At 39.0% G+C, this 20824-nt stretch carries 23 protein-coding genes; 8 read left to right on the forward strand and 15 right to left on the reverse strand.

Annotated elements, in window-relative coordinates:
- Positions 1 to 59: 59 nt before the first annotated feature.
- The 4 genes from ACS5PU_RS14820 to ACS5PU_RS14835 all read right to left on the reverse strand — a co-directional run bounded on the left by ACS5PU_RS14820 (position 60) and on the right by ACS5PU_RS14835 (position 2450).
- Positions 60 to 590, reverse strand: a complete 531-nt coding sequence (locus tag ACS5PU_RS14820; RefSeq protein WP_439459934.1) for a DUF4251 domain-containing protein — start codon at positions 588 to 590, stop codon at positions 60 to 62.
- A gap of 95 nt (positions 591 to 685) precedes the next feature.
- Positions 686 to 1324 carry a carboxypeptidase-like regulatory domain-containing protein gene (locus tag ACS5PU_RS14825; protein WP_439459935.1) on the reverse strand — a complete coding sequence of 213 codons (639 nt, stop codon included), beginning with the start codon at positions 1322 to 1324 and terminating at the stop codon, positions 686 to 688.
- Positions 1325 to 1406: 82 nt separating this feature from the next.
- A complete protein-coding gene (locus ACS5PU_RS14830) occupies positions 1407 to 1754 on the reverse strand; it encodes a TfoX/Sxy family protein (RefSeq protein ID WP_439459936.1) in 348 nt (115 codons plus the stop codon).
- 9 nt (positions 1755 to 1763) lie between these two features.
- On the reverse strand, positions 1764 to 2450 hold the full coding sequence (locus tag ACS5PU_RS14835; RefSeq protein ID WP_439459937.1) for a hypothetical protein: 687 nt from the start codon (positions 2448 to 2450) through the stop codon (positions 1764 to 1766).
- A gap of 87 nt (positions 2451 to 2537) precedes the next feature.
- On the opposite strand from ACS5PU_RS14835, the gene ACS5PU_RS14840 reads away from it, so the two are divergent.
- The 5 genes from ACS5PU_RS14840 (at position 2538) to ACS5PU_RS14860 (ending at position 7445) form a co-directional block, all read left to right on the forward strand.
- Positions 2538 to 3146, forward strand: coding sequence for a ribonuclease HII (locus ACS5PU_RS14840; RefSeq protein WP_439459938.1), 609 nt, complete (start codon positions 2538 to 2540; stop codon positions 3144 to 3146).
- A gap of 22 nt (positions 3147 to 3168) precedes the next feature.
- On the forward strand, positions 3169 to 4371 hold the full coding sequence (locus ACS5PU_RS14845) for a glycosyltransferase family 4 protein (protein ID WP_439459939.1): 1203 nt from the start codon (positions 3169 to 3171) through the stop codon (positions 4369 to 4371).
- Between the two features lie 167 nt (positions 4372 to 4538).
- Positions 4539 to 5618, forward strand: a complete 1080-nt coding sequence (gene gcvT / locus ACS5PU_RS14850; RefSeq protein WP_439459940.1) for a glycine cleavage system aminomethyltransferase GcvT — start codon at positions 4539 to 4541, stop codon at positions 5616 to 5618.
- 35 nt (positions 5619 to 5653) lie between these two features.
- The gene (locus ACS5PU_RS14855; RefSeq protein ID WP_439459941.1) at positions 5654 to 6718 is read left to right on the forward strand and encodes a PDDEXK nuclease domain-containing protein; all 1065 of its coding nucleotides are present in this window, start codon (positions 5654 to 5656) and stop codon (positions 6716 to 6718) included.
- Positions 6719 to 6728: 10 nt separating this feature from the next.
- The gene (locus ACS5PU_RS14860) at positions 6729 to 7445 is read left to right on the forward strand and encodes a 2-phosphosulfolactate phosphatase (RefSeq protein WP_439459942.1); all 717 of its coding nucleotides are present in this window, start codon (positions 6729 to 6731) and stop codon (positions 7443 to 7445) included.
- 3 nt (positions 7446 to 7448) lie between these two features.
- On the opposite strand, the gene ACS5PU_RS14865 is transcribed toward ACS5PU_RS14860, so the two are convergent.
- The 4 genes from ACS5PU_RS14865 to gldB all read right to left on the reverse strand — a co-directional run bounded on the left by ACS5PU_RS14865 (position 7449) and on the right by gldB (position 11403).
- Positions 7449 to 8366 carry a hypothetical protein gene (locus tag ACS5PU_RS14865; RefSeq protein ID WP_439459943.1) on the reverse strand — a complete coding sequence of 306 codons (918 nt, stop codon included), beginning with the start codon at positions 8364 to 8366 and terminating at the stop codon, positions 7449 to 7451.
- 69 nt (positions 8367 to 8435) lie between these two features.
- Positions 8436 to 9230: a M12 family metallopeptidase gene (locus tag ACS5PU_RS14870; RefSeq protein WP_439459944.1), complete on the reverse strand. Its 795-nt coding sequence runs from the start codon at positions 9228 to 9230 to the stop codon at positions 8436 to 8438.
- A gap of 309 nt (positions 9231 to 9539) precedes the next feature.
- Positions 9540 to 10310, reverse strand: coding sequence for a patatin-like phospholipase family protein (locus ACS5PU_RS14875; RefSeq protein WP_439459945.1), 771 nt, complete (start codon positions 10308 to 10310; stop codon positions 9540 to 9542).
- Positions 10311 to 10368: 58 nt separating this feature from the next.
- Positions 10369 to 11403, reverse strand: coding sequence for a gliding motility lipoprotein GldB (gene gldB / locus ACS5PU_RS14880; protein WP_439459946.1), 1035 nt, complete (start codon positions 11401 to 11403; stop codon positions 10369 to 10371).
- A 30-nt stretch (positions 11404 to 11433) separates the two neighbouring features.
- Between gldB and ACS5PU_RS14885 the strand changes: the two genes are divergently transcribed.
- Both ACS5PU_RS14885 and ACS5PU_RS14890 read left to right on the forward strand, forming a co-directional pair.
- Complete coding sequence (locus tag ACS5PU_RS14885; protein WP_439459947.1) at positions 11434 to 12108, forward strand: porin family protein; 675 nt, start codon at positions 11434 to 11436, stop codon at positions 12106 to 12108.
- Positions 12109 to 12215: 107 nt separating this feature from the next.
- The gene (locus tag ACS5PU_RS14890) at positions 12216 to 13856 is read left to right on the forward strand and encodes an NAD+ synthase (RefSeq protein WP_439459948.1); all 1641 of its coding nucleotides are present in this window, start codon (positions 12216 to 12218) and stop codon (positions 13854 to 13856) included.
- A 179-nt stretch (positions 13857 to 14035) separates the two neighbouring features.
- On the opposite strand, the gene ACS5PU_RS14895 is transcribed toward ACS5PU_RS14890, so the two are convergent.
- The 6 genes from ACS5PU_RS14895 to rsmI form a co-directional block, all read right to left on the reverse strand.
- Entirely contained in the window at positions 14036 to 14452 is a 417-nt protein-coding gene (locus ACS5PU_RS14895) for an OsmC family protein (protein WP_439459949.1), read from the reverse strand.
- Between the two features lie 111 nt (positions 14453 to 14563).
- Positions 14564 to 15088, reverse strand: coding sequence for a signal peptidase II (gene lspA / locus ACS5PU_RS14900; protein ID WP_439459950.1), 525 nt, complete (start codon positions 15086 to 15088; stop codon positions 14564 to 14566).
- A gap of 6 nt (positions 15089 to 15094) precedes the next feature.
- A complete protein-coding gene (locus ACS5PU_RS14905; RefSeq protein ID WP_439459951.1) occupies positions 15095 to 15556 on the reverse strand; it encodes a DinB family protein in 462 nt (153 codons plus the stop codon).
- The gene (lnt, locus tag ACS5PU_RS14910) at positions 15549 to 17174 is read right to left on the reverse strand and encodes an apolipoprotein N-acyltransferase (RefSeq protein WP_439459952.1); all 1626 of its coding nucleotides are present in this window, start codon (positions 17172 to 17174) and stop codon (positions 15549 to 15551) included. Before lnt ends, ACS5PU_RS14905 begins: the two co-directional genes overlap by 8 nt.
- Positions 17175 to 17490: 316 nt before the next feature.
- Complete coding sequence (locus ACS5PU_RS14915; RefSeq protein ID WP_439459953.1) at positions 17491 to 18132, reverse strand: PH domain-containing protein; 642 nt, start codon at positions 18130 to 18132, stop codon at positions 17491 to 17493.
- Between the two features lie 35 nt (positions 18133 to 18167).
- Entirely contained in the window at positions 18168 to 18881 is a 714-nt protein-coding gene (gene rsmI / locus ACS5PU_RS14920; RefSeq protein WP_439459954.1) for a 16S rRNA (cytidine(1402)-2'-O)-methyltransferase, read from the reverse strand.
- 99 nt (positions 18882 to 18980) lie between these two features.
- Here rsmI and serS point away from each other — a divergent pair, with 99 nt between their 5' ends.
- Positions 18981 to 20252, forward strand: coding sequence for a serine--tRNA ligase (serS, locus tag ACS5PU_RS14925; RefSeq protein ID WP_439459955.1), 1272 nt, complete (start codon positions 18981 to 18983; stop codon positions 20250 to 20252).
- Positions 20253 to 20450: 198 nt separating this feature from the next.
- Here serS and ACS5PU_RS14930 read toward each other — a convergent pair whose 3' ends face one another.
- On the reverse strand, positions 20451 to 20765 hold the full coding sequence (locus tag ACS5PU_RS14930) for a hypothetical protein (RefSeq protein WP_439459956.1): 315 nt from the start codon (positions 20763 to 20765) through the stop codon (positions 20451 to 20453).
- Between the last annotated feature and the right edge of the window lie 59 nt (positions 20766 to 20824).

The following is a 20824-nucleotide window of genomic DNA, read 5'->3' on the forward strand; positions in this document are numbered from 1 at the left end:
AACGGCAGATTTTTTAAAAAATACCATCATGCTGACGAAGTGATATATTTAATCCATTACTAATCCTTTTTTTTCGGTTCGTCTAAATAACCGTTAAAAAGTATAGGCTGTTTGTTGATGCTACTGGCGGTTAAAGAAGCATATCCATTGGTTGATATGTTGATGGTAAACCGGTAGTTCTCTCTTTTAACATCTTTGGTATTGATCAGGATGGTATAAGCACCTTTTTTATTTTTAGATTCTGTATAGGTAAAATCTTTTGACGTGAATTTAATTCCACCTTGGCTTGGGTCCATCGGTGCCGAAAATGATCTTCCATAGTAAGGCAGGTAAGCCACAACACTGTCTTTGGTTACCCTTACATCATATTGCGACCCAGAAAGGTTGATTGAGGCGCCGCCCTGTCCACCGGGCATCATGTTCAATACCTTCGAAATATCGTTGTTCGACATGGGCATGGCTGAGTTGGCAACAAAAACATAATTTTTATCCGCTACGATTTTTACCGTAGTTTCTTTATCGGTTTGGGCAAAAGATTGAATCCCGATAAAAAGAAGGGATAGGCCCAATATTAAATTTAAACGTTTCATAATGTGTGTTTTAAATGTGTTATAATTTAAAGATGCACAGATACGGAATATTCCATAATAGTGCCAAAAATGAAATGCTTAGTAAATTTAAGAAATTAGTTTTTATATAAGGGATTAACCCCTTCTGAATAAGTTGATTTATACAATGGATTACCTTTTTCATTTGCCGAGGCGCCAAATGCGGTGAATTTATACGTTCCGGCAGCGATGTTATTCAATTCTATTTCACCGCTTTCATTTGTAATTACAGTAATTAAATTTCCACCTGGGTTTTTGCCGCCCTTTACAATAATTCCGCCAATGGGCGAACCGGCCACGCGCGAGTTCGGGTTGCTTGTAGGTACTGAAATGATAAATTTATAATTGCCCGCTGTGGCATTGTTGAATTCAATTTCACCCTTTTCATTGGTCGTTAAATTTACCATGCTTCCACCAGGGTTTTTACCACCTTTTACAACAATACCACCAATGGGCTGGCCCGCTACAAAACTTACCTCGCCAGTAGTAACGTTCAGTTTGCCCTTTATCGATTTCATAATGCAGGGGAAATGCGATTCGGGATAGTTTAATTTGCAGTAATCGCAATAATGCCCTTCGGGAGCTGCTGTTTTAAGCTGTACGGGTGCAGTTTCTTTAATTATAGTTGATGTTTGTGTAGCAGTTCTATTAACCTGTGCAAAAACGGTGAATGATATACATAGCAGAAATACTGCTAGAGCAGCACGTTTATTCATAATATTTGATTAGAAAGATAAAATTAATCAAAAAATACCGCTATTGCCAGTTTTTAACAAGTGAAGGTGGTAATGCCTTGTTTTATTGCATTTTCTTTTTGGATGCTTTTGCAAAAGGATTGAAAGCCAGCGCAAGGTTAACCCAAAAATTTAGCTCATCATTTCTTTCCAGTACATCTTCCGATACAGAAATATAGCCTTTCATTGGTCTGCCGCCCATTACCATCTGTTCCCAGCCATCTTTATTGGATAGGCTTTCCAAATCGTTTGGGTTGAGCCGAACCATTATGCCATTTTTAGAAACGCCGATGCACATTTTGCCATTTACCATAAAAACCAATCCCGTGAACATCAGTTTTTCTTCCACATCCTCTATATGCATTAAACGTTCTGCAATGCGAAGGGCAAGGCTTTCATTGTAAGTTCTCATGGTGTAAAATTAGCCATCATTTTTTCGCGTGCCATATTTGATACCTGTAGCCTGAAAGTATTTTCTAATTAGCTCGTATTTATCGTCGCAAAATTCTCCCGTCTTTATTTTTTCTGAGCTTTCTTTCCTTTTATGGCATGCAAAACAGATCTCAATATATTCGGCTATTAAGCCATCTTCATCTAAGAATACAATTGCATTTCGGGGCTCATAACAGCTATATCCACGTGATTCTGCTATCAGTAATCCTTTGTAGCTTTTGGTGGATGTATAGCCAAAGTTATAGAGCACATCGGTAAGTTTATCAACTTCCAGTGCCGATAATATTTTCTTTTCTTTTAATCTTGTTAAATCTAATTTTTGGTTTTTTTCCAGTAATGCGTGGTGAAATTCTTCCTTAATTGAAGGGTTGATAGGTGCTTTTGTGGTATCGGTATAAACAATCTCGTCCCTTGGCTCTGGTAGTTCGAAGGCTATCAGCATAACCTTTTTATAGCGGCTAAATGGAAAAAATTTTAACCGCTCTACAGGCGAATATTTGTTCTGATACTTGCAAACCATGCGTTTTTCTAAAACAGCATAGTCTGCCTTGGAAGGTGGCGCGATTGGAGGCAGCGCTGTAACCTGCTTTTTCTTTTGGGCGAAACCCGTAAGGCATAAAAGGCAAAAAAAGAAAGTCAATTTAGTCCAGTGCATTATAAATCCTTTATGCTTAAAATTAACGTTTAAAAGATGTTGAACAAAATAATTTCCTTAGTATCTCTATTTCAGTAAATTTGCAACATGTTGTTAAACTGCTATCAGGAAGAATTATTAGAAGCGGGATGTGATGAAGCCGGTAGGGGCTGCCTTGCCGGACCTGTTTTTGCAGCTGCCGTAATTTTGCCCAAGGGCTTTGTACTCGAAGGATTGAACGATTCGAAACAGTTATCTCACGAGCAGCGCGATTTGCTGCGGCCAATAATAGAAAAAGAAGCTTTGGCCTGGGCAGTAGCCTCCTGCGATCATGAAGAGATTGACCGGATCAACATCTTAAATGCTTCATTTTTGGCCATGCACAGGGCAATTGAGAAGTTGAATACCCAGCCGCAATACTTGGTAATCGATGGAAACCGTTTCAAAACCTACCCGCAAATTCCCCACAGTTGTATTGTAAAAGGCGATGGGAAATATTTAAACATTGCTGCGGCTTCTATTTTGGCCAAAACCCACCGCGATGAATATATGACCAATCTGCATATCGATTATCCGCATTACAACTGGCAAAAAAACAAAGGTTATCCAACCATTGCACACCGTAAAGCCGTTATCGAAATCGGACTATCGCCTTTTCACCGCAAAACTTTTAATGTTAGCGATCCACAGTTAGAACTGTTTTCAAAAAACGCCTAAAATTTCGTATTTTCACCACATTGTGAAAATACTGTTAATTACTAAGCGGGTTCCCTTTCCGCCAAATAGTGGTTATCCGATTGTGGTTTATAATACCATAAAAGGCCTGCTGCAACTTGGTGCTGATATTACTTTGTTTAGTCTTAACCCCATCAAAGGGAGAATCGATATTGAAGATATTTATGATCCTATTTTTGAGCAGATCAAATACCACACCCACGATCTGGATACCGATGTAAACATTTGGTCGGCCTTTTTCAATATTTTCACCAACGAATCTTATAACGTATCGAGGTATTACAGTGAAGATGCAGCGAAGCAGCTCGAAAACCTGTTGCGCGAAAATGCATTCGACATTATCCAGTTTGAGGGCTTATTTGTGGTGCCTTACCTGGATGTTGTTAAAGCCAACAGCAACGCAAAACTGATTTACCGTGCCCATAACATTGAATTTACCCTTTGGGAGCGCCTCTCGCATTCAGAAAAGTTTCTGATCCGCAGAAAATACCTTGCCTTTCTGGCGCAAAGGTTAAAAGCCTACGAAACAGATCAGATTAACCGCTTCCATCAGATTTTTGCCATTAGCGAGCCCGACAGGCAGAGCATATTGAGGTTTGGTTGCGAAATTCCGATGTCGGTTTTTCCCGTGGCTATCGATCTGGAAAAATATAAAGTTGATAAAAGCAAAACCAGTTTTCCTACACTTTTTCATTTGGGTGCAATGGATTGGCGGCCAAACCAGGAAGGTTTAGAATGGTTTTTGGACGATATATGGCCGGATATTGAGAAATTAAATAAAGACCTCCGCTTTTACATTGCTGGAAAGAACATGCAGAAACACTTTTTCGAATACGACTCGGAAAATCTAATTGTAGAAGGAGAGGTTTTTGATGCGGTAGAATTTATGAACTCTAAGGCCATCATGATTGTGCCCTTAATTTCGGGTACCGGCATGCGCGTAAAAATTATTGAGGGCATGGCCATGAAAAAATGCATCATTGCCACAACTACTGCCGCCGAAGGAATTAACTGCAAGCATGGTCACGATATTTTGATTGCCGATTCTGCCGATGAATTTTACCGCTCTATTTTACAGTGCATCATTAACCCCAAACGCTGGATGGAAATTGGGGAAAATGCACGTAAAACCGTCGAAAATGACCACGGTGTTAATTTAATTTCTTCTAAAATGCTTAAAATTTACCAAGAGTTGGTGGGTATTTAGAGGCATTTAACTGGCCCTAAATTTTTCAGCTCCGTGCATTAGATTATTCGATGCGCAAATAACTTCAGCATAAGGTATGGAATTACAAAACTTCTCTATATCCTTTAAAATTAACCTCCAAATTTTACCTTTTTCTTAGTACTTTTGGCGCCAACTATATATTAAGAATGAAAAATACCGCATTAACAGAAAAACACATCGCTTTAGGCGCTAAAATGGTTCCATTTGCAGGTTATAATATGCCTGTTACTTACGAGGGTATAAATGCAGAGCATGCAACTGTTCGTAACGGTGTAGGTGTTTTCGATGTAAGCCACATGGGCGAATTTATCCTTAAAGGCGAAAATGCATTAGATCTTATTCAGCGCGTAACCAGTAACGATGCTTCAAAATTATATGATGGAAAAGTTCAGTATTCTTGTCTTCCTAACCAGGATGGTGGAATAGTTGATGATCTTTTGGTTTATCGTTTAGATGAGAAAACCTACATGTTGGTGGTAAATGCCTCTAATATTGAGAAAGATTGGAACTGGATCCAACAGTTTAATACCAATGCTGTAGAAATGCACAACATTTCTGACCAGACCTCTCTTTTTGCAATCCAAGGGCCTAAAGCTGCCGATGCATTACAGAGTTTAACTGATGTTAATCTGGCATCGATGGAGTATTATACTTTTGTTAAAGGCACCTTTGCCGGTGTGGATAACGTGGTGATTTCTGCTACAGGATACACTGGTGCTGGCGGTTTTGAAATTTATTTCGAAAATCAATATGCCGATCAGATCTGGGATGCCATTTTCGAAGCTGGTGCTGCATACAACATTAAACCAATTGGTTTGGGTGCCCGCGATACCTTACGTTTAGAAATGGGTTTCTGCCTGTACGGAAATGATATCGACGATACCACTTCGCCAATTGAAGCAGGTTTAGGATGGATTACCAAATTTTCTAAACCTTTTACCAATTCTGAAGCATTATTGGCGCAAAAAGAAGCGGGTATTAAAAACAAACTGGTTGGTTTCGAAATGATTGACCGTGGTATTCCACGTCACGATTATGAAATTGCTGATGCGGAAGGAAATATTATTGGTAGGGTAACTTCTGGTACACAGGCTCCTTCTTTACAAAAAGCAATTGGTATGGGCTATGTTGCTAAAGATTTCGCCAAAGAAGGAACTGAGGTTTTTATCAATATCCGCAATACACCGATTAAAGCAAAAGTGGTTAAATTCCCTTTTTATAAATAGAGATTTACGTTTAGTGCAGCACTATTTTTGGACTGATGAGACCGGAAGAAAATAAATATAATGAGCTGCTCTATCAAATTGGATCTGCATTACAAACGGCCAAGCAGAATGCAATAAAGGCAATTAATATCGAACTTATAATTGCCAATTGGAAAGTTGGACGTTACATTGTTGATTTTGAACAGCATGGTAAACAAAGAGCCGAATACGGGAAAGAGTTATTGGTAACACTTTCTGCAGATTTAAAAGTGAAATTTGGTAAAGGGTTTAGCCGATCAAGTTTGCAGCTGATGCGCTTGTTCTATATACACTACCCTAAATTTCAACCTTTAGTCGACAAAGATTTAATTCGCCAGACAGTGTCTGGCGAATTCTCAAAAAGCCAAACACCGTCTGGCATTTTTTTAAGTTGGAGCCATTACGCAGAACTGTTAACCATTTCTGATGAACTGGCTAGAAGCTTTTATGAAACACAAGCCATAAACGAAAACTGGAGTTTCAGAGAAATGAAACGGCAAATCGATTCTGCCCTATTTCAAAGATTGGCGCTAAGCAAGGATAAAGATGGCGTAATGGCATTGGCTGAAAAAGGACAGGTTATTGATAAATCGGACGATTTAATTAAAGATCCTTATATTTTTGAATTTTTAAACATCCCCAAAGGAAGCGTCATTAAGGAATCTGGACTAGAGAAAAAACTTATTGATAATCTGCAGAAATTTCTTTTGGAATTAGGCAAAGGTTTCTCATTTGTAGCTAGACAGTTTAAAATAACGGTTGATAATGAGCACATGTTTGTTGATATCGTGTTCTATCACCGCATATTAAGGTGTTTTGTATTGATTGATTTAAAAACGAAAAAAGTTAAACATCAGGATATTGGTCAAATGAATTTTTACCTCAACTATTTTAAGCACGAAGAAAATGTTGAGGGCGATAATGACCCCATAGGAATTATCATTGCTGCCGATAAAAACGAGTTTTTGGTTAAGTATGCTACCGGTGGACTGTCGAATAAAATCTTTGTATCCAAATATCAACTCTATTTACCTGATCAAAAACTGTTGGAAGAAAAGGTAAAAGAAATTATTAACGAATAAAATATCGAATATGTCAAAAAAAATAGAAGTATGCTTAACACCAGCCTTGATCGATTTGTACGATATTGAGCAGAGCATAGTGGTGGTGATCGATATTTTAAGGGCTACGAGTTCCATTACTTACGGAATAGACAATGGCGCCGAAGCAATTATCCCAGTTGCCAATGTAGAAGATTGTTTAAATTATAGCGACAAGGGTTTTTTATTGGCTGCCGAAAGGAATGGGGAGGTGGTTAAAGGATATGATTTTGGCAATTCGCCTTTTTCTTATACCAAAGAGAAAGTAGAAGGTAGAACCGTGGTATTAACTACAACCAACGGAACAAAAGCCTTGCACCTGGCGAATAAAAGAGCATTTCAAGTGGTTATTGGTTCATTCTTAAATTTGGATACGCTATGTGATTATCTCCAAAAACAGGATAAAAACGTACTGTTATTGTGTGCAGGCTGGAAAGATCAGTTTAACCTGGAGGATACTTTATTTGCAGGTGCTGTGGTAAATAAGCTTCGCCAAAATTTTGAACACTTCGACGATTCGAGCGTAGCCGCTGAAGACCTGTACCTGCTTGCTAAAAACGATTTAAGAAAATACCTGCATAAATCATCACATAGCCACCGTTTGGCTCAATTGAACATTGAAGAAGATGTTGTCTTCTGCCTACAGTTAAATATTTGCAACGCCATTCCGGTTTTAGAAGGAGAGCGCTTAGTTGCTTTGAAACACTAAAACTTAAAAGCTGAAATTCACACCCAATGCAATTGTATTTTGGTTAAAGTTTGCCCCGTTAAACTGTGTTTCCTCTGTAGGTTTGTTAATGAAATAAGCTTTATCAACCCCAGTGTAGGTTTTAATATGGTTAATTTTATAATCAAGTTCCAATTGTAAGCTTTTATTTAAGGGTATAGATAAATTAACATTTCCGTTTAAGGCAAAAGAGTTGGCATCATGTGTAAAACTAACCGGCTTAACAAAACTTGGAATTAAATTCCAGTTGGCTTTAGCCGAATAGGTGTAAAAACCACTTAAAATACCTGCCGTTACTGTAAACAGCTTGGCTTTAAAAGCAGCCTCAAAGCCAAAGTTAAAACCCTTGTACCGGGTTTGATAGGTCGAGTTTAAACCTGCACTTTCAGGATTATTGGCACTTTCTAATAAATAAAACTTATGCCCTTTGTAAGATAGGCCTATCACTGGATCAAGACTGAACTGTTCAGCTTTTAAAATGGTATAACTGAGCTGTAAATCAGTATTAAACAGATAGCCTTTATCCGCATTAAGCAGGTCAAAATAAAAGGCGTTCTGTCGGTTATCATCCGCATAATCAGTATCTTCTGCCTCACCTTTGCTGATATTGCCATATTGGTTAAGTGTTTTAATGTGCAGGCGTTCGGTAATGTTATATTTAACATCAAGGCCAAATGCTGGTCCTTTAAGCTTATCCCAAATCAGTTCTGATAAAACATTGGGGCTGGTACCTGAACTATTGCCGGCAATAGACCAATCAAATTTTGATAATTGATAGCCAACGTAAGGTTTTATGTTCCATTTGGGGCTTGTATTTTGCGCCGATGCGATATGGCTTAACGTTGAGGCAATGAAGAAAACAAAAAAAAGTTTGCGGAAAGAAATCCGTAAAGCGATTGGCATATATTTTAAATTTGTTGATGTAAAATACGCATAATGGCTTAAGTGCCACTATGCGTAAAATATTATTTTTTAAAACGGATATACAGAGGCAATAAATGATTTATCTGTTGGCGATAAAACGGTGTTCCATCCCACTTCAAAATCGCCTATAGTTAATTCATTTGGAACCGAATAATGCATAATAGAGTATTTATCATATGCACTATAATTGGTTTGGGTTGTACTGTATTTGGCAAACAGGTTATTGTCTACATCTGCTTTAGTCCAGTAATTTGGCGCAGCTGCGTAATAAGCATATACAGCTGGTTTATCCCACGGAATAGCCACTAATGGGTGCTGATGCTCATGGATCAAACCTAATGCATGACCAAATTCGTGTATTACCACACGGCTGTATTCACTATCGGCTGTAGTTGAAGTAAGCCATCCGTAATTCATCGTAGCACCGGTACTTGGTGTCGATTTTCCAATGTACGACCATGATCCATCTCCGCTCACAAAACTTACTCTGATTTTAGCGGTATTATCGTTGGTTACGAAATTGAATTTAATGTTTGCATAGCTTTCCCATTGTTTGGCAAACTGTATTACCTTGGCTCTAATGGCCGCAGTGCTTCCATTTAAACTTACTTTAATGGTCGATCCGTTTGGCCATTTAGTTGATTTGATAACGGCGCCCCTTGGTGTGGTTCCATCCAAAGTTCTTTCAGTACAGATTTGGATATCACCAAGAGGGTTAACACTTAATTTTTCAGGTTGGTCTAGCGTTGCTGTGTCGGTTGGTTTTTCTTTTTTACAAGAATAAAGTACAGCAGTAAAGGCAAGGGCGATAAATAACGCCTTGTTTGATTTTAATAAATTCATGTTTTAGGTTTTTTAGGTAAAAATTAATGATCTGTGTTTTCGATTGGAAATCAAGTTAGAAAATGGTAAACACAGGGATTCTCCGCCGTTGCTGGAGAACAAGAAGTTTGAAAAACATAGACTGACGTTTAGGTTAAATACCTCATTTTTCGAGAAGTATAATCCTAAAGTAAAATAATATTACATTACTTGCAAGAGAAATGTAATATTTTTATTGCATAAGTGTAGTTTTTACACTTATTTTTATTGATCAAAAAGAAGTCTATTTTGTAGTATTAATTACATATGTAAGTTTGGCCTTACGATTGTTTATTTGGTAATCAAATCGGAGATGGTAGGACTGTTTTTAATGGTTTTTAAAGCTTCTTCGTGCGCCAGCCAATAAATATCTTCAGCACGTTTCATGTCAAAGGTGCTAATGGCCCCTAAACCCTTTGGCTCTATGAGTACATTGCAGAATTTTGCCTTTCTTTCCATATCGTGATTGATGGACATGATACCTGCACGGCCCATTAAATTGGTAATGCCTGTAATTTTATCAACAGGTTTAAGGTGGTTGCAGGATGAGCCGATAATAAAATCGCAATCCTCCATTAAAGGTTCAACCGGGAAATTGTTTAAAATTCCGCCATCTACATACATCTGGCCATCAATCATAATCGGTTTAAAAATGCCCGGTATACAGCTCGAAGCATGTATAGCCCTGATTAGGGGACCCTTGGTGAAATAAACCAATCGCCCCTCGCTAAAATTAACGGCAGCAATGGTTAGCGGTATCTTCAATTTCTCGATGGCATCATCAGGAAAGTATTCTTTTAAAATTAAGGAAGTGTTTTCAATATTGATCAATCCTAAAGAACCCACAGCCGGGCGCACAAAACGCCACAATTTGGTTCGAAGGAAAATATTCAAACCTTCTTCCGGATCTATACCGGCTGCAAAAAAAGATCCAGCAATGGCTCCAGCACTTGTTCCGCTAATATGGCTAAAGGTTATACCCAAATTACTAAAAGCCTTTAACACGCCTAAATGTGCAATTCCCCTTATGCCCCCACCTGATAATACAATGCCAACTTTCATCTTTTTGCTTAATCTTTTGAATTGGTTAATCGGTTAACTGTAAACTGATAACTGCCAACTATTTCTGTTGCTTAGGTTTGTACTTCGATTGATTTAAAATTTTCTGTGCATCCTGGTCGGCCATTAACTGCTGTAAGCTTACGTCAGGATTTTCTTTCATGTACTGTTTTACAATCTGCCAGCCGGTCCATACACCCAATTTTGGTGCCGAGTCTCTGTTTTCGCCCAAACCAGGGGTAAAAGGCCCTTCCGAAAGAAATACCTGTATCTTTTGGTAGTCGGTTTCGAACAGGTAATTGTTTTCTAAAAAATAGGCCCAAATATCCCCTTCAAAATTCTTTGCCCAATCCAGCTGTTGTTGGGTATAACCTATTTTTGTCGAATCGGGCATGTGCTCTGGCAATACCTGATCAAGAAAATAAAGGATCTTGCCCTGAAAAATCATTTTGGATAGCAGTGTTCTGTTTTCATCAGGCTCTGCAAACAGTTCCTCATGCGCGTAAGTTTCGGCTACCCGGGGCACAATATATTCGGGCGCAAACCTTCTCGAAAGATATAAGGGAACACTCTGCACAATGGCTTTGTAAAATTTACTGTCTTTTCCCAGAAACATATCCAGTCCAATGCCCAGGTAATTGTCGCCAACCGGCATCTGATAGGCAAAGCCAGAGGCAAAAGAGATAAATTTTGGAATTTTAGCTTTGGGATAATAGTGTTTAATGTATTTGAAAGTTTCATTTAATCCATCTTCCTGTGCTTTTAAGTTGGGGAAAACACTATCAACCTCTTTGGTTAAATCGGTATAGGCCTGGTCGCGGTATAAATTGGCCAGTGTTTCTGTATTGCTGTACTTGCTATCTAAAATCCGGTGTAAAAAGTCATCGTAAAACAAACCATAGTGCGTACTTAACTGCTTATCAGTTTCGATGGGGTTTTTGTTTTTTCCGGCAAATAGCTCGTTATCAAATCTTTCAATTTTAATATCAACCTGTATATTGCTCACATCTGGGCGGTTACTTTGCTTACAGGAAATAAATGCAATGGCAAAAAGAAAAATTAGATAAATTTGCCGGTGTTTTACGTTATACATCATGTACAACAAATATATATAAACAGCTATAGCATGAAAAGAATATCGGCCATTTTAATTTTATCATTTTTAAGTATAGGCGCCTGGGCACAAAATTCGGTATTAACGGGTTATGGTTTTAGGCTGGGTTTAACCGCAACCCCTACCATTGGCTGGATTAAGCCCGAGCAGGGCAAAACAGATGGAGTGGCACTGGGCTTTTCTTACGGCTTAATAGGCGATTTTAACTTTGCACCCAATTATAGTTTCGCAACAGCCTTAACCATCACATCCATTAATGGTAAAAGTACCGAGGCTAATGTTTTACCTTATTATGTGGCCAGTAGCAGTACGGCACCAAAAGCATACGATTTAAAATATATGCTGCAATATGTAGACTTGCCGCTAACCATAAAGTTAAAAACAGTTAAGGCCGATGGAAAACGCTGGTATGGCCAGTTCGGATTATCGAATTCAATTAACATCAGTGCTAAACAGGATGCTGTAACAAGCGGAAACGTTGTGGGCGATAATTTGAATGTATCGGATAACATTAAATTTTACCGTGCCGGGTTAATTATTGGCGGCGGCGGCGAATTTGATATTTCTGGCAATACCAGTATCGTTGCAGGTTTAACTTTTAATAACGGTTTTACTAATATCGTAACAGATAAAGCCAGAAACGTTAAAAATCATTATCTCGCACTAAATTTCGGTGTGTTCTTTTAAAGCCAATACTAAAATCTATATAATTGCTTCTTGATACTTGCTACTCTACACTTGCTACCCTTAACTATATACTCTTTACCCAAAACTTACTCTTGATACGATAAACCATGAAAATAGCGCTAGCCCAACTCAATTACCACATCGGAAACTTTGAGGCAAATGCCAAAAAAATAACGGAAAACATTCAATTGGCAAAAGATAAAGGGGCCGACTTGGTTGTTTTTGCTGAGCTGGCCATCTGCGGTTATCCGCCTAGGGATTTTCTGGAATTTGATGCGTTTATTTTGCTCTGCGAAACAGCTGTTCAGGAAATTGCCAAGCACTGTGCCGATATTGCCTGCATAGTTGGTTTGCCTATTAAAAATGATGTATTACAGGGGAAAGACCTATTTAACGCCGCTTATTTTATTGAGGATGGTAAAGTTAAGGCAATTGTCAAAAAGGCACTCTTACCTACTTACGATGTGTTTGATGAGTACCGTTATTTCGAACCCGCTACGCAGTTTAGCTGTATCCATTTTAAGGGGAAAAAGATTGCGCTGACCATTTGCGAAGACCTTTGGAATATAAACGACAATCCCTTGTATGTTTCAAATCCGATGGATGAACTGATTAAAGAAAATCCAGATGTGATGATCAACATTGCGGCTTCTCCTTTTTCATATACCCATGATGATGAACGGATAAAAGTATTGGCCGATAATGCAAAAAAATACCATTTGCCGGTATTTTATGTAAACCAGGTGGGCGCACAGACCGAAATTATTTTTGATGGCGGCTCGCTTGTTTTTGATGCCGATGGTGAAATGAAGGCCGAGATGAAATATTTTGAAGAAGACCTTCAGGTTTTTGATCTGGCTGAAATTGAAAATGTACGGAACAAATACCCGCAGCCAGAAAGGTTAACCGATATTGAACAGATACACGATGCACTGATTCTCGGCATTAAAGATTATTTCCGGAAATCGGGTTTTAGTAAAGCTGTTTTAGGCTTATCTGGCGGTATTGATTCGGCAGTAGTTTGCGCACTGGCCTGCAGGGCATTAGGAGCCGAAAATGTAATGGCCGTTTTAATGCCTTCCAAATTTTCATCCGATCATTCTGTTCAGGATGCATTAGATCTGGTAAACAATATAGGCTGTATGCACGAAATTGTGCCCATTAAAGAAGTTGCCGAAGCTTTTGATCATATACTGGCACCAGCTTTTAAAGGTCTCCCTTTTAATCTGGCAGAAGAAAACATTCAGGCCCGTATCCGCGGTATCATCAATATGGCCATGAGTAATAAGTTTGGTTATATTTTACTTAATACTTCCAATAAAAGTGAGTGTGCAGTGGGTTATGGCACTTTATATGGCGATATGTGCGGGGCAATTGGCGTAATTGGCGATGTGTATAAAATGCAGGTTTTTGAGCTTGCAAGGTACATCAACAAGGAACGGGAAATTATTCCGATCAATACCATTGTTAAACCACCCTCAGCAGAATTAAGGCCCGATCAAAAAGATTCTGATTCATTGCCTGAGTACGAAATACTGGATAAGATCCTTTATCAGCACATTGAAAAGAAACAGGGATCGAAAGCCATTATTGCACAAGGTTTTGATGAAGCCCTGGTACAGCGGATTTTAAAAATGGTAAATATTGCAGAATTTAAGCGTTACCAAACGCCACCTATTTTAAGGGTTTCGCCCAAAGCATTCGGCATGGGCAGAAGAATTCCTATTGTTGGTAAATATATGGCCTAAACAGTTGAAAGGTTTGAAAGCTGTTAAGTTGTTGCAAGGTTAATTGTTTGTGGTTAACTGCCAACTGTAATTATCAACCGAAAGCAGATAATTGTTGAACTGTAAACGGCTATAGTGAAGTACGAAACATCTTTTCATTGATAGGTGCTTCGTACTTCAATGCAAAAAGCCTGCAATATTTATGCTAAAGTAGCATCAACTGTAATTTTGGTATTCAATAGTTTTGAGATTGGGCAGTTCTTTTCAGCATCGGCTACCAATTCATCAAATTTATCCTGGGTTAAATCCGGTACCGAAGCGGTTAATGTTAAATGCGATTCTACGATCTCACCTTTTGAAGGATCTAAGTTAATTTCGCATTGAGTTTCCAATTTGTCGGCTGTAAAGCCAGCTTCAGCCAGGTTAGCCGATAATTTCATGGTAAAACATCCGGCGTGTGCCGCTGCAATTAATTCTTCAGGATTTGTACCCACGCCTTCAGCAAAACGCGAATTGAACGAATATTGTGTATTGTTTAAAGTTGTGCTTTGAGTAGTAATGTTACCGGCACCCTCTTTAATAGAACCTTGCCAAACGGCTGTTGCATTTCTTTTCATGATCAAATTTTATTTTTGGTTGATTTTGGATTGTTTAACACCTAAAGATAAATATATGTTTGTGTAAGAAATGAAATTCTTTGTTAAGAAAAAGAAATATTATTCCTGCTTTTATTCAATCTCCGAAACCGACTCTTCCTCTGGCCTGGTTATTTTACTCCTTAACGATTGCACCAATAAAATGCCAACACCGATCATGATAGAAATATCGGCGAAATTAAATACACCGGTCTGGAAGATATAAAAATCCATGTGCATGAAATCGGTAACCGAGCCATGAACAATTCTATCATATAAATTGCCTATTCCACCGCCAATTAAGAAGCACAGCGCTATTTGCATGCTTGTTGGTAGATTGCGTTTAGCGAAAAGAAAGTATAGTCCGTAGCCTAAAAAAATCAGGGGTAGGCCTGTTAAAATAATCAACCTGAAAATATAGGGCATATCATCGCCGAGGCTCAAAAAAGCGCCGCTGTTTTCTACCCGTGTAAGTGTAAAACGGTCTTTAATGATGCTGATGTGTTCATAGTCGCTGATTTTGTTCCGTACAATCTTTTTTGATAGCTGATCACAGCCAAAATTTAAGGTTAATAGCAGGATCAATACCGACCAGCGTATGTTTTTTATTTTTTGCATAATTTTTTATCTAATAATATCGGCATCAACCGGCATATAGCCTAAGTGCCTGCTCAGCGACATTATCTGCCCTTTATGATGAAACTCGTGGGTAATTACATGGGTAAATAATTTTAAGGCATTTACTTTTAGTGCCACCCCACTTCTATCTATCTCTATTTCCTGTTGTTCATATCCGTTAAATTTTTCGATAAACAATCCGATATATTCATCCACCCGATCGAAATAGGCCTGGCAATCGCTTAGTGTCCGGTAATTTTCAAATGGTAAAAACTCCTGTTTAAAACCCAATGCCCTTTCGCCTATCCATGCGCAATAAGTTTGGCAGATGTGCACCAGCAAATTTCTGATCGAACCCCGGCCAAAAGAACTATTGTCGGTTAAAAAATCCTTTTCAGAAATCGTTCCAATGTAAGCCAAAAGGGTATTTCTTGAGGATAAAATGAAATCGTATTGTTGTTTAAGCATGGCTTGGTTTTCTGATCCATTTCCTGTATGGAATAATTAGTGCCAAAAGGATAGCTGCAATACTGAATAACTGCGCTATAATATCGCCACTTTTTACGTAAAAGGTTATTTCATCATTGAGGTGGATGTTTGCTTTTATGGCGGTCCTTGTCCACCATTTGGTGTGCTGCGTTACATCGCCCCGTTGGTTAATGAAGCACGAAATGCCGGTATTGGCCGAGCGTGCTACATCACGGTGTGTTTCAATAGCCCTGAGTTTAGCATACATTTGGTGCTGGTCTTTGCCCGATGTATTTCCCCACCAGCCATCGTTGGTAATAATGGCGATGAACTGTGCGCCATCTTTTACCTGTTTACCGATCCAATCGCCCCATAAACTTTCATAGCAAACCACAGGCGCAGCACCAATGCCACTTTGCGCATAAAGCACACTCGGTTTGTCCTGCCATCCCCAACCTCCAACGGTTCCGCCCAACTCGGCAAAAACACCATCCATAAATGAAAATACTTTAGGGAAAGGCATTTTTTCTACACCTGGTACCAGTTTTGATTTATGGTAGAATTGCACATTGGCCGAATTTTCTACCTGCATGGCCGTGTTGTAATTATCGTAAAACATGCCATCACGACTTTGCTTTGCCGAAATGGTTCTTTTATCTTCATACCATTTCACACTTTCAATTCCTGTAATCAGGGTTCCGTTTTTGTACTTATTTAAAAAGTGCTGAAGCGAAATAAAATCGGGGTTGCTGCGGATCCGATCTTCATCGGCATAGTTGGGGATTGCCGTTTCTGGCCAGATAAAATACTCTGTATCGGTTTGCCCGATTGAATCGGATAAATGTGTTAAAATCTTGATCTGCTCTGCAGGAGGAATATTTTCCAGTTTTTGATAAGGATCTATATTCGGCTGAACCACAACTACATTGCTTGTAGTGCCTTTTTGTGTAGCCGTAAAATATTTGGTTAATGAAATGGCAACCGGAACAACAATAACCAAAGCCCAGATACCCAATGCCCTATATCTTAAATATCCGCTTTGCGATTTAAGCTTTTTATACGCTTCGAAGGCCAGGATATTGCTGGCTAAGATCCAAAGTGAACCGCCATAAACCCCTGTATAATCGTACCATTGTGCCAGTTGGTGCATTCCTGCCAGGCCATTGCCCAAGGTCATCCAAGGGAAAGCCAGATCCCAGGTTTGCTGTAAGTATTCGAGTGCAATGTAAAATGATATTAAACCGAGATAAGCTAGCTTCTTATTCACAAATCTGTCCAAACGGTAGTATAGCCAGAAGGCAAAAGTCATTAAAAGTGCACCTAAGCCATAAGGGATTAATGAAATTGGCAAGGCAACAGCAGTGCCATTATAGGCGCTTATGGCATTGTAAACCCAATAAATTGAAGCGGTGTTCCAGACCAGAAAAGTTAAGCCCGCTGTTAAAAAAATCTTTTTGCCTGTTTTATTTAATCCACTTTTGCTAAGGTTCTCAACTGCGATTAACAGTGGCACCAATCCGATTAAGAGCAGGGGAGTGGTAAAGGGCATTGGCGGCCAGGCCAGCCAGAGCAGCAATGCACTTAGTAAGGCAAGCAGATAGGTTTGTTTAGATTTCATATCAAATTACTTGTCATTCTGACGAAGGAAGAATCTTAATTCGGCAGAGAGTTGACGCTATTTTTGTTTATATAAATACAATGCGACTAAATTAGGAGTGCATTGTATCAACCATTGACAGGTCCAACAGAAGAATCGTCATTTCGGTCCGATAGCTATCGGATGGAGCCAGCCGGTTTTAACCGGTGGCGTAATGGAGAAATCTATAGAGACAGATTTCTCGACTACGTTACACTTCGCTCGAAATGACGAGCCCGGAGTGGCGGTCATATATATTGTTTTACACAATAATTCTTCTTCAGCATGACAGTATTATTTACAAACTATCTAAAATATTGGCTTTTTTAGCTTCGTATTCTTCCTGGGTAATTAAATGTTTATCGTAAAGCGTTTTCAGCTTGCGCAGTTTTAAAGTGGTTTCATCTTCAGGCTCTTCTACAACTTCTGCAATTTGAATAACAGGCTGTTCAGGCTCTGGTGCCGGAATTTCGGCAAAAGGCTGTGCATTTAAGTTAATTGGCGAAGCTGTTGCACGGTTTTCTTCAAGCTTTTGCTGGCGCAACATTTCTTTGTACTCTTCTAACTGTTGGTTTGCTGCCTGGTGCAGTTTACGCGCCTGTACCTTTGGGATAAACTCGGTTACGATGTTTTCGCCGTGTTGCGGTACACAGATAAATTTAGAACCGAAAAACTCTTCTTTGAAAGAAACTTCTTTAATGCTTTTCCACGAAATATCTTTGAAGTTCATGGTCAAACCCAAATTACCAGGTTCGCAGTAAAAAATTCTTTTGTTTGAAATGGCAATGCTATCGGGCAACAAATTTACGGCAGGTTTTTTCTGTACGGCTAAATATAAAAGCTCTTCGCCTGTGGTTAAGAGATCGTTTAACTTTCCAATAACCTTTTCAACTGCCTTTGGGTCTTGTTCGTCACTAAGAAATCTATCTATGCTAATCATAATATTTTTTTGAATTGATGTGTTTATGCGCGAGGCTATTCTTCGGCATCTTCGTATTTGTTTTTGCTTTTAATATTGGGTTTCCCCGCTATGCAAATTACAAATTCTCCTTTTAAAGTATTGTTTTCAAAATGTGATTTTATTTCGGTCAAAGTGCCGCGAACGGTTTCTTCGAACATTTTCGTCAGTTCTCTGCTTACCGATGACTGCCTATCTGCCCCTAAATACTGCGCAAACTCCTCTAAAGTTTTTAATAAACGGTGCGGGCTTTCATAAAGTATAATGGTACGCTCTTCTTCTGCCAGTTTTTTAAATTTTGTTTGCCTGCCTTTTTTTACCGGCAAAAAGCCTTCAAAGCAGAAAGCATCGGCCGGAAGGCCCGAGTTAACCAGCGCAGGCACAAAGGCTGTTGCACCGGGCAAACATTCAACAGCGATATCATTTTTTATTGCCTCGCGCACGAGGAAGAAACCTGGGTCGGAAATGGCTGGTGTGCCAGCATCAGATATCAAGGCAATTTTCTGTCCTTCATTTAAAAATTTAATAATCTCCGAAGTGGCTTTGTGTTCGTTGTGCTGGTGATGGGAGAAAACCCTTTTATCAATGCCAAAATGTTTCAGCATAGGGGCGCTGGTGCGTGTATCTTCTGCCAGAATTAAATCACATTCTTTCAAAACACGGATTGCCCTAAAGGTCATATCCTCCAAATTGCCTATCGGCGTTGGTACGAGAAATAGTTTGCCATCCATTGTGTTAAGGTTTCAAGTATCAAATATCAAGCTGCGAATGGTTGAAAACTGCAAACTGAAAACTGAAAACTCTTTCTATCTTTGTAAAAAAATTAAATAATGCTGCAAGTTAACTATATCCGCGAAAATAGAGAGAAAGTTTTAGAACGTTTAAGTATCCGTAATTTTAAACAACCAGAACTGGTAGATGAAATCATTAAAATTGATGAAGACCGCCGTTCTACTCAAACTTCGTTGGATAGTATTTCGGCCGAGGCCAATGCAGCTGCCAAACAAATTGGCGATTTAATGCGTGCTGGTAAAAAAGATGAGGCTGAAGCCATTAAAGCGCAAACGGCTTCTCATAAAGAAAATATTAAAAACCTGAGCGATAAATTGAATGAACTGGAAACTGCCCAGCACAATTTAATTGTTCAGTTGCCCAATTTACCATATCATTTGGTAAAACAAGGTTCAACCGCCGAAGAGAATGAAATTGTTTTAACCCACGGAAAACCTGCTGAACTGCCTACAAAGGCTCTTCCACACTGGGAACTTGCGGCTAAATACGATATTATTGATTTTGAACTTGGCGTAAAAATAACCGGTGCTGGCTTTCCTGTTTATAAAGGAAAAGGTGCAAGGTTGCAAAGGGCTTTAATTAATTTCTTTTTAGATCATGCTACTGCAGCCGGTTATAAGGAAATGCAGGTGCCACATTTGGTTAATGCTGCTTCTGGCTTTGGTACAGGACAGCTGCCGGATAAGGAAGGACAGATGTACCACTCAACAGTTGATGATTTATATTTAATTCCAACTGCCGAGGTTCCGGTAACCAACTTATACCGCGACGTAATTGTTAAGGAAGAAGATTTACCCATAAAAAATACCGCCTATACGCCTTGTTTCCGTAGAGAAGCGGGTTCTTATGGTGCGCACGTTCGTGGTTTAAACCGTTTGCACCAATTTGATAAGGTAGAGGTGGTTCAAATTACCCATCCTGATAAATCTTACGAAACGCTTGAAGATATGAGCCTTTACGTGCAATCTCTTTTACAGGAGCTCGGCTTACATTACCGTGTACTGCGTTTGTGCGGAGGTGATATGGGCTTTACTTCGGCTATGACCTACGATATGGAAGTTTGGAGTGCGGCACAGGAGCGTTGGTTAGAAGTTTCTTCTGTATCAAACTTCGAAACGTATCAGAGTAACCGTTTAAAGCTGCGTTTTAAAGGGAAAGAAGGAAAAGCACAGTTGGCACACTCGTTAAACGGAAGTGCATTGGCTTTACCACGTATTGTAGCTTCTATTTTAGAAAATTACCAAACCGAAAATGGTATTAAAATTCCAGAAGCATTGGTAAAGTATACCGGTTTTGATATGATTGACTAACCTTAGATAATTCGTCATTGCATGGCACGAAGCAATTTAATGCTATAGCAAAATGATGAAGGATCAAATAAAGGATATTAAAGTATGAGATTGCTTCGTCGGCTGAAAAAGCCTTCGCAATGAGGATATTTTTCATAAAAAAAGCTTTGCGTTTATGCAAAGCTTTTGGTTTTATATAGATAGATGTTTTTTTATTGATTATAAAATCAGGATCAATAATAAGATAATGATGATGATTGCGCCAACTGAAAGGTAAACACCTCCAGAAACTGCACGTGCCTGTCCTTTTAACTCTCTTAACTCGCTGCGTAATGCTTTACGTTCTGCTCTTGTTAAGTTCGATTTGTCCATGTCTCTGATTTCTTCAACACGGGTTTTAATTTTTTCCAGTTTCATAGCCTGGTCTGCAGTTAATTCTGTAGGGCTTTTCGCAGGTTTATCAGCGGCCTGAGCTGAATTAAAACTAATGCCTAAGGCGAAAATCAGGGCTAGCGTGTAGATGAATTTTTTCATAATATCTAATTTTTAGTGTTCGACCTCTACCTAACAAAAAACCTACCAAAATGTTCTGG

This window comes from Pedobacter sp. GSP4, assembly GCF_051857575.1.
Taxonomy (GTDB): domain Bacteria; phylum Bacteroidota; class Bacteroidia; order Sphingobacteriales; family Sphingobacteriaceae; genus Pedobacter.

What these genes read in the sequence shown, in the direction of transcription:
- ACS5PU_RS14820 (WP_439459934.1), bottom strand. Translation starts at nt 590, where the DNA reads ATGAAACGTTTAAATTTAATATTGGGCCTATCCCTTCTTTTTATCGGG.
- ACS5PU_RS14825 (WP_439459935.1), bottom strand. Translation starts at nt 1,324, where the DNA reads ATGAATAAACGTGCTGCTCTAGCAGTATTTCTGCTATGTATATCATTC.
- ACS5PU_RS14830 (WP_439459936.1), bottom strand. Translation starts at nt 1,754, where the DNA reads ATGAGAACTTACAATGAAAGCCTTGCCCTTCGCATTGCAGAACGTTTA.
- ACS5PU_RS14835 (WP_439459937.1), bottom strand. Translation starts at nt 2,450, where the DNA reads ATGCACTGGACTAAATTGACTTTCTTTTTTTGCCTTTTATGCCTTACG.
- ACS5PU_RS14840 (WP_439459938.1), top strand. Translation starts at nt 2,538, where the DNA reads ATGTTGTTAAACTGCTATCAGGAAGAATTATTAGAAGCGGGATGTGAT.
- gcvT (WP_439459940.1), top strand. Translation starts at nt 4,539, where the DNA reads ATGAAAAATACCGCATTAACAGAAAAACACATCGCTTTAGGCGCTAAA.
- ACS5PU_RS14855 (WP_439459941.1), top strand. Translation starts at nt 5,654, where the DNA reads ATGAGACCGGAAGAAAATAAATATAATGAGCTGCTCTATCAAATTGGA.
- ACS5PU_RS14860 (WP_439459942.1), top strand. Translation starts at nt 6,729, where the DNA reads ATGTCAAAAAAAATAGAAGTATGCTTAACACCAGCCTTGATCGATTTG.
- ACS5PU_RS14865 (WP_439459943.1), bottom strand. Translation starts at nt 8,366, where the DNA reads ATGCCAATCGCTTTACGGATTTCTTTCCGCAAACTTTTTTTTGTTTTC.
- ACS5PU_RS14870 (WP_439459944.1), bottom strand. Translation starts at nt 9,230, where the DNA reads ATGAATTTATTAAAATCAAACAAGGCGTTATTTATCGCCCTTGCCTTT.
- ACS5PU_RS14875 (WP_439459945.1), bottom strand. Translation starts at nt 10,310, where the DNA reads ATGAAAGTTGGCATTGTATTATCAGGTGGGGGCATAAGGGGAATTGCA.
- gldB (WP_439459946.1), bottom strand. Translation starts at nt 11,403, where the DNA reads ATGATGTATAACGTAAAACACCGGCAAATTTATCTAATTTTTCTTTTT.
- ACS5PU_RS14885 (WP_439459947.1), top strand. Translation starts at nt 11,434, where the DNA reads ATGAAAAGAATATCGGCCATTTTAATTTTATCATTTTTAAGTATAGGC.
- ACS5PU_RS14890 (WP_439459948.1), top strand. Translation starts at nt 12,216, where the DNA reads ATGAAAATAGCGCTAGCCCAACTCAATTACCACATCGGAAACTTTGAG.
- ACS5PU_RS14895 (WP_439459949.1), bottom strand. Translation starts at nt 14,452, where the DNA reads ATGAAAAGAAATGCAACAGCCGTTTGGCAAGGTTCTATTAAAGAGGGT.
- lspA (WP_439459950.1), bottom strand. Translation starts at nt 15,088, where the DNA reads ATGCAAAAAATAAAAAACATACGCTGGTCGGTATTGATCCTGCTATTA.
- ACS5PU_RS14905 (WP_439459951.1), bottom strand. Translation starts at nt 15,556, where the DNA reads ATGCTTAAACAACAATACGATTTCATTTTATCCTCAAGAAATACCCTT.
- lnt (WP_439459952.1), bottom strand. Translation starts at nt 17,174, where the DNA reads ATGAAATCTAAACAAACCTATCTGCTTGCCTTACTAAGTGCATTGCTG.
- ACS5PU_RS14915 (WP_439459953.1), bottom strand. Translation starts at nt 18,132, where the DNA reads ATGATTAGCATAGATAGATTTCTTAGTGACGAACAAGACCCAAAGGCA.
- rsmI (WP_439459954.1), bottom strand. Translation starts at nt 18,881, where the DNA reads ATGGATGGCAAACTATTTCTCGTACCAACGCCGATAGGCAATTTGGAG.
- serS (WP_439459955.1), top strand. Translation starts at nt 18,981, where the DNA reads ATGCTGCAAGTTAACTATATCCGCGAAAATAGAGAGAAAGTTTTAGAA.
- ACS5PU_RS14930 (WP_439459956.1), bottom strand. Translation starts at nt 20,765, where the DNA reads ATGAAAAAATTCATCTACACGCTAGCCCTGATTTTCGCCTTAGGCATT.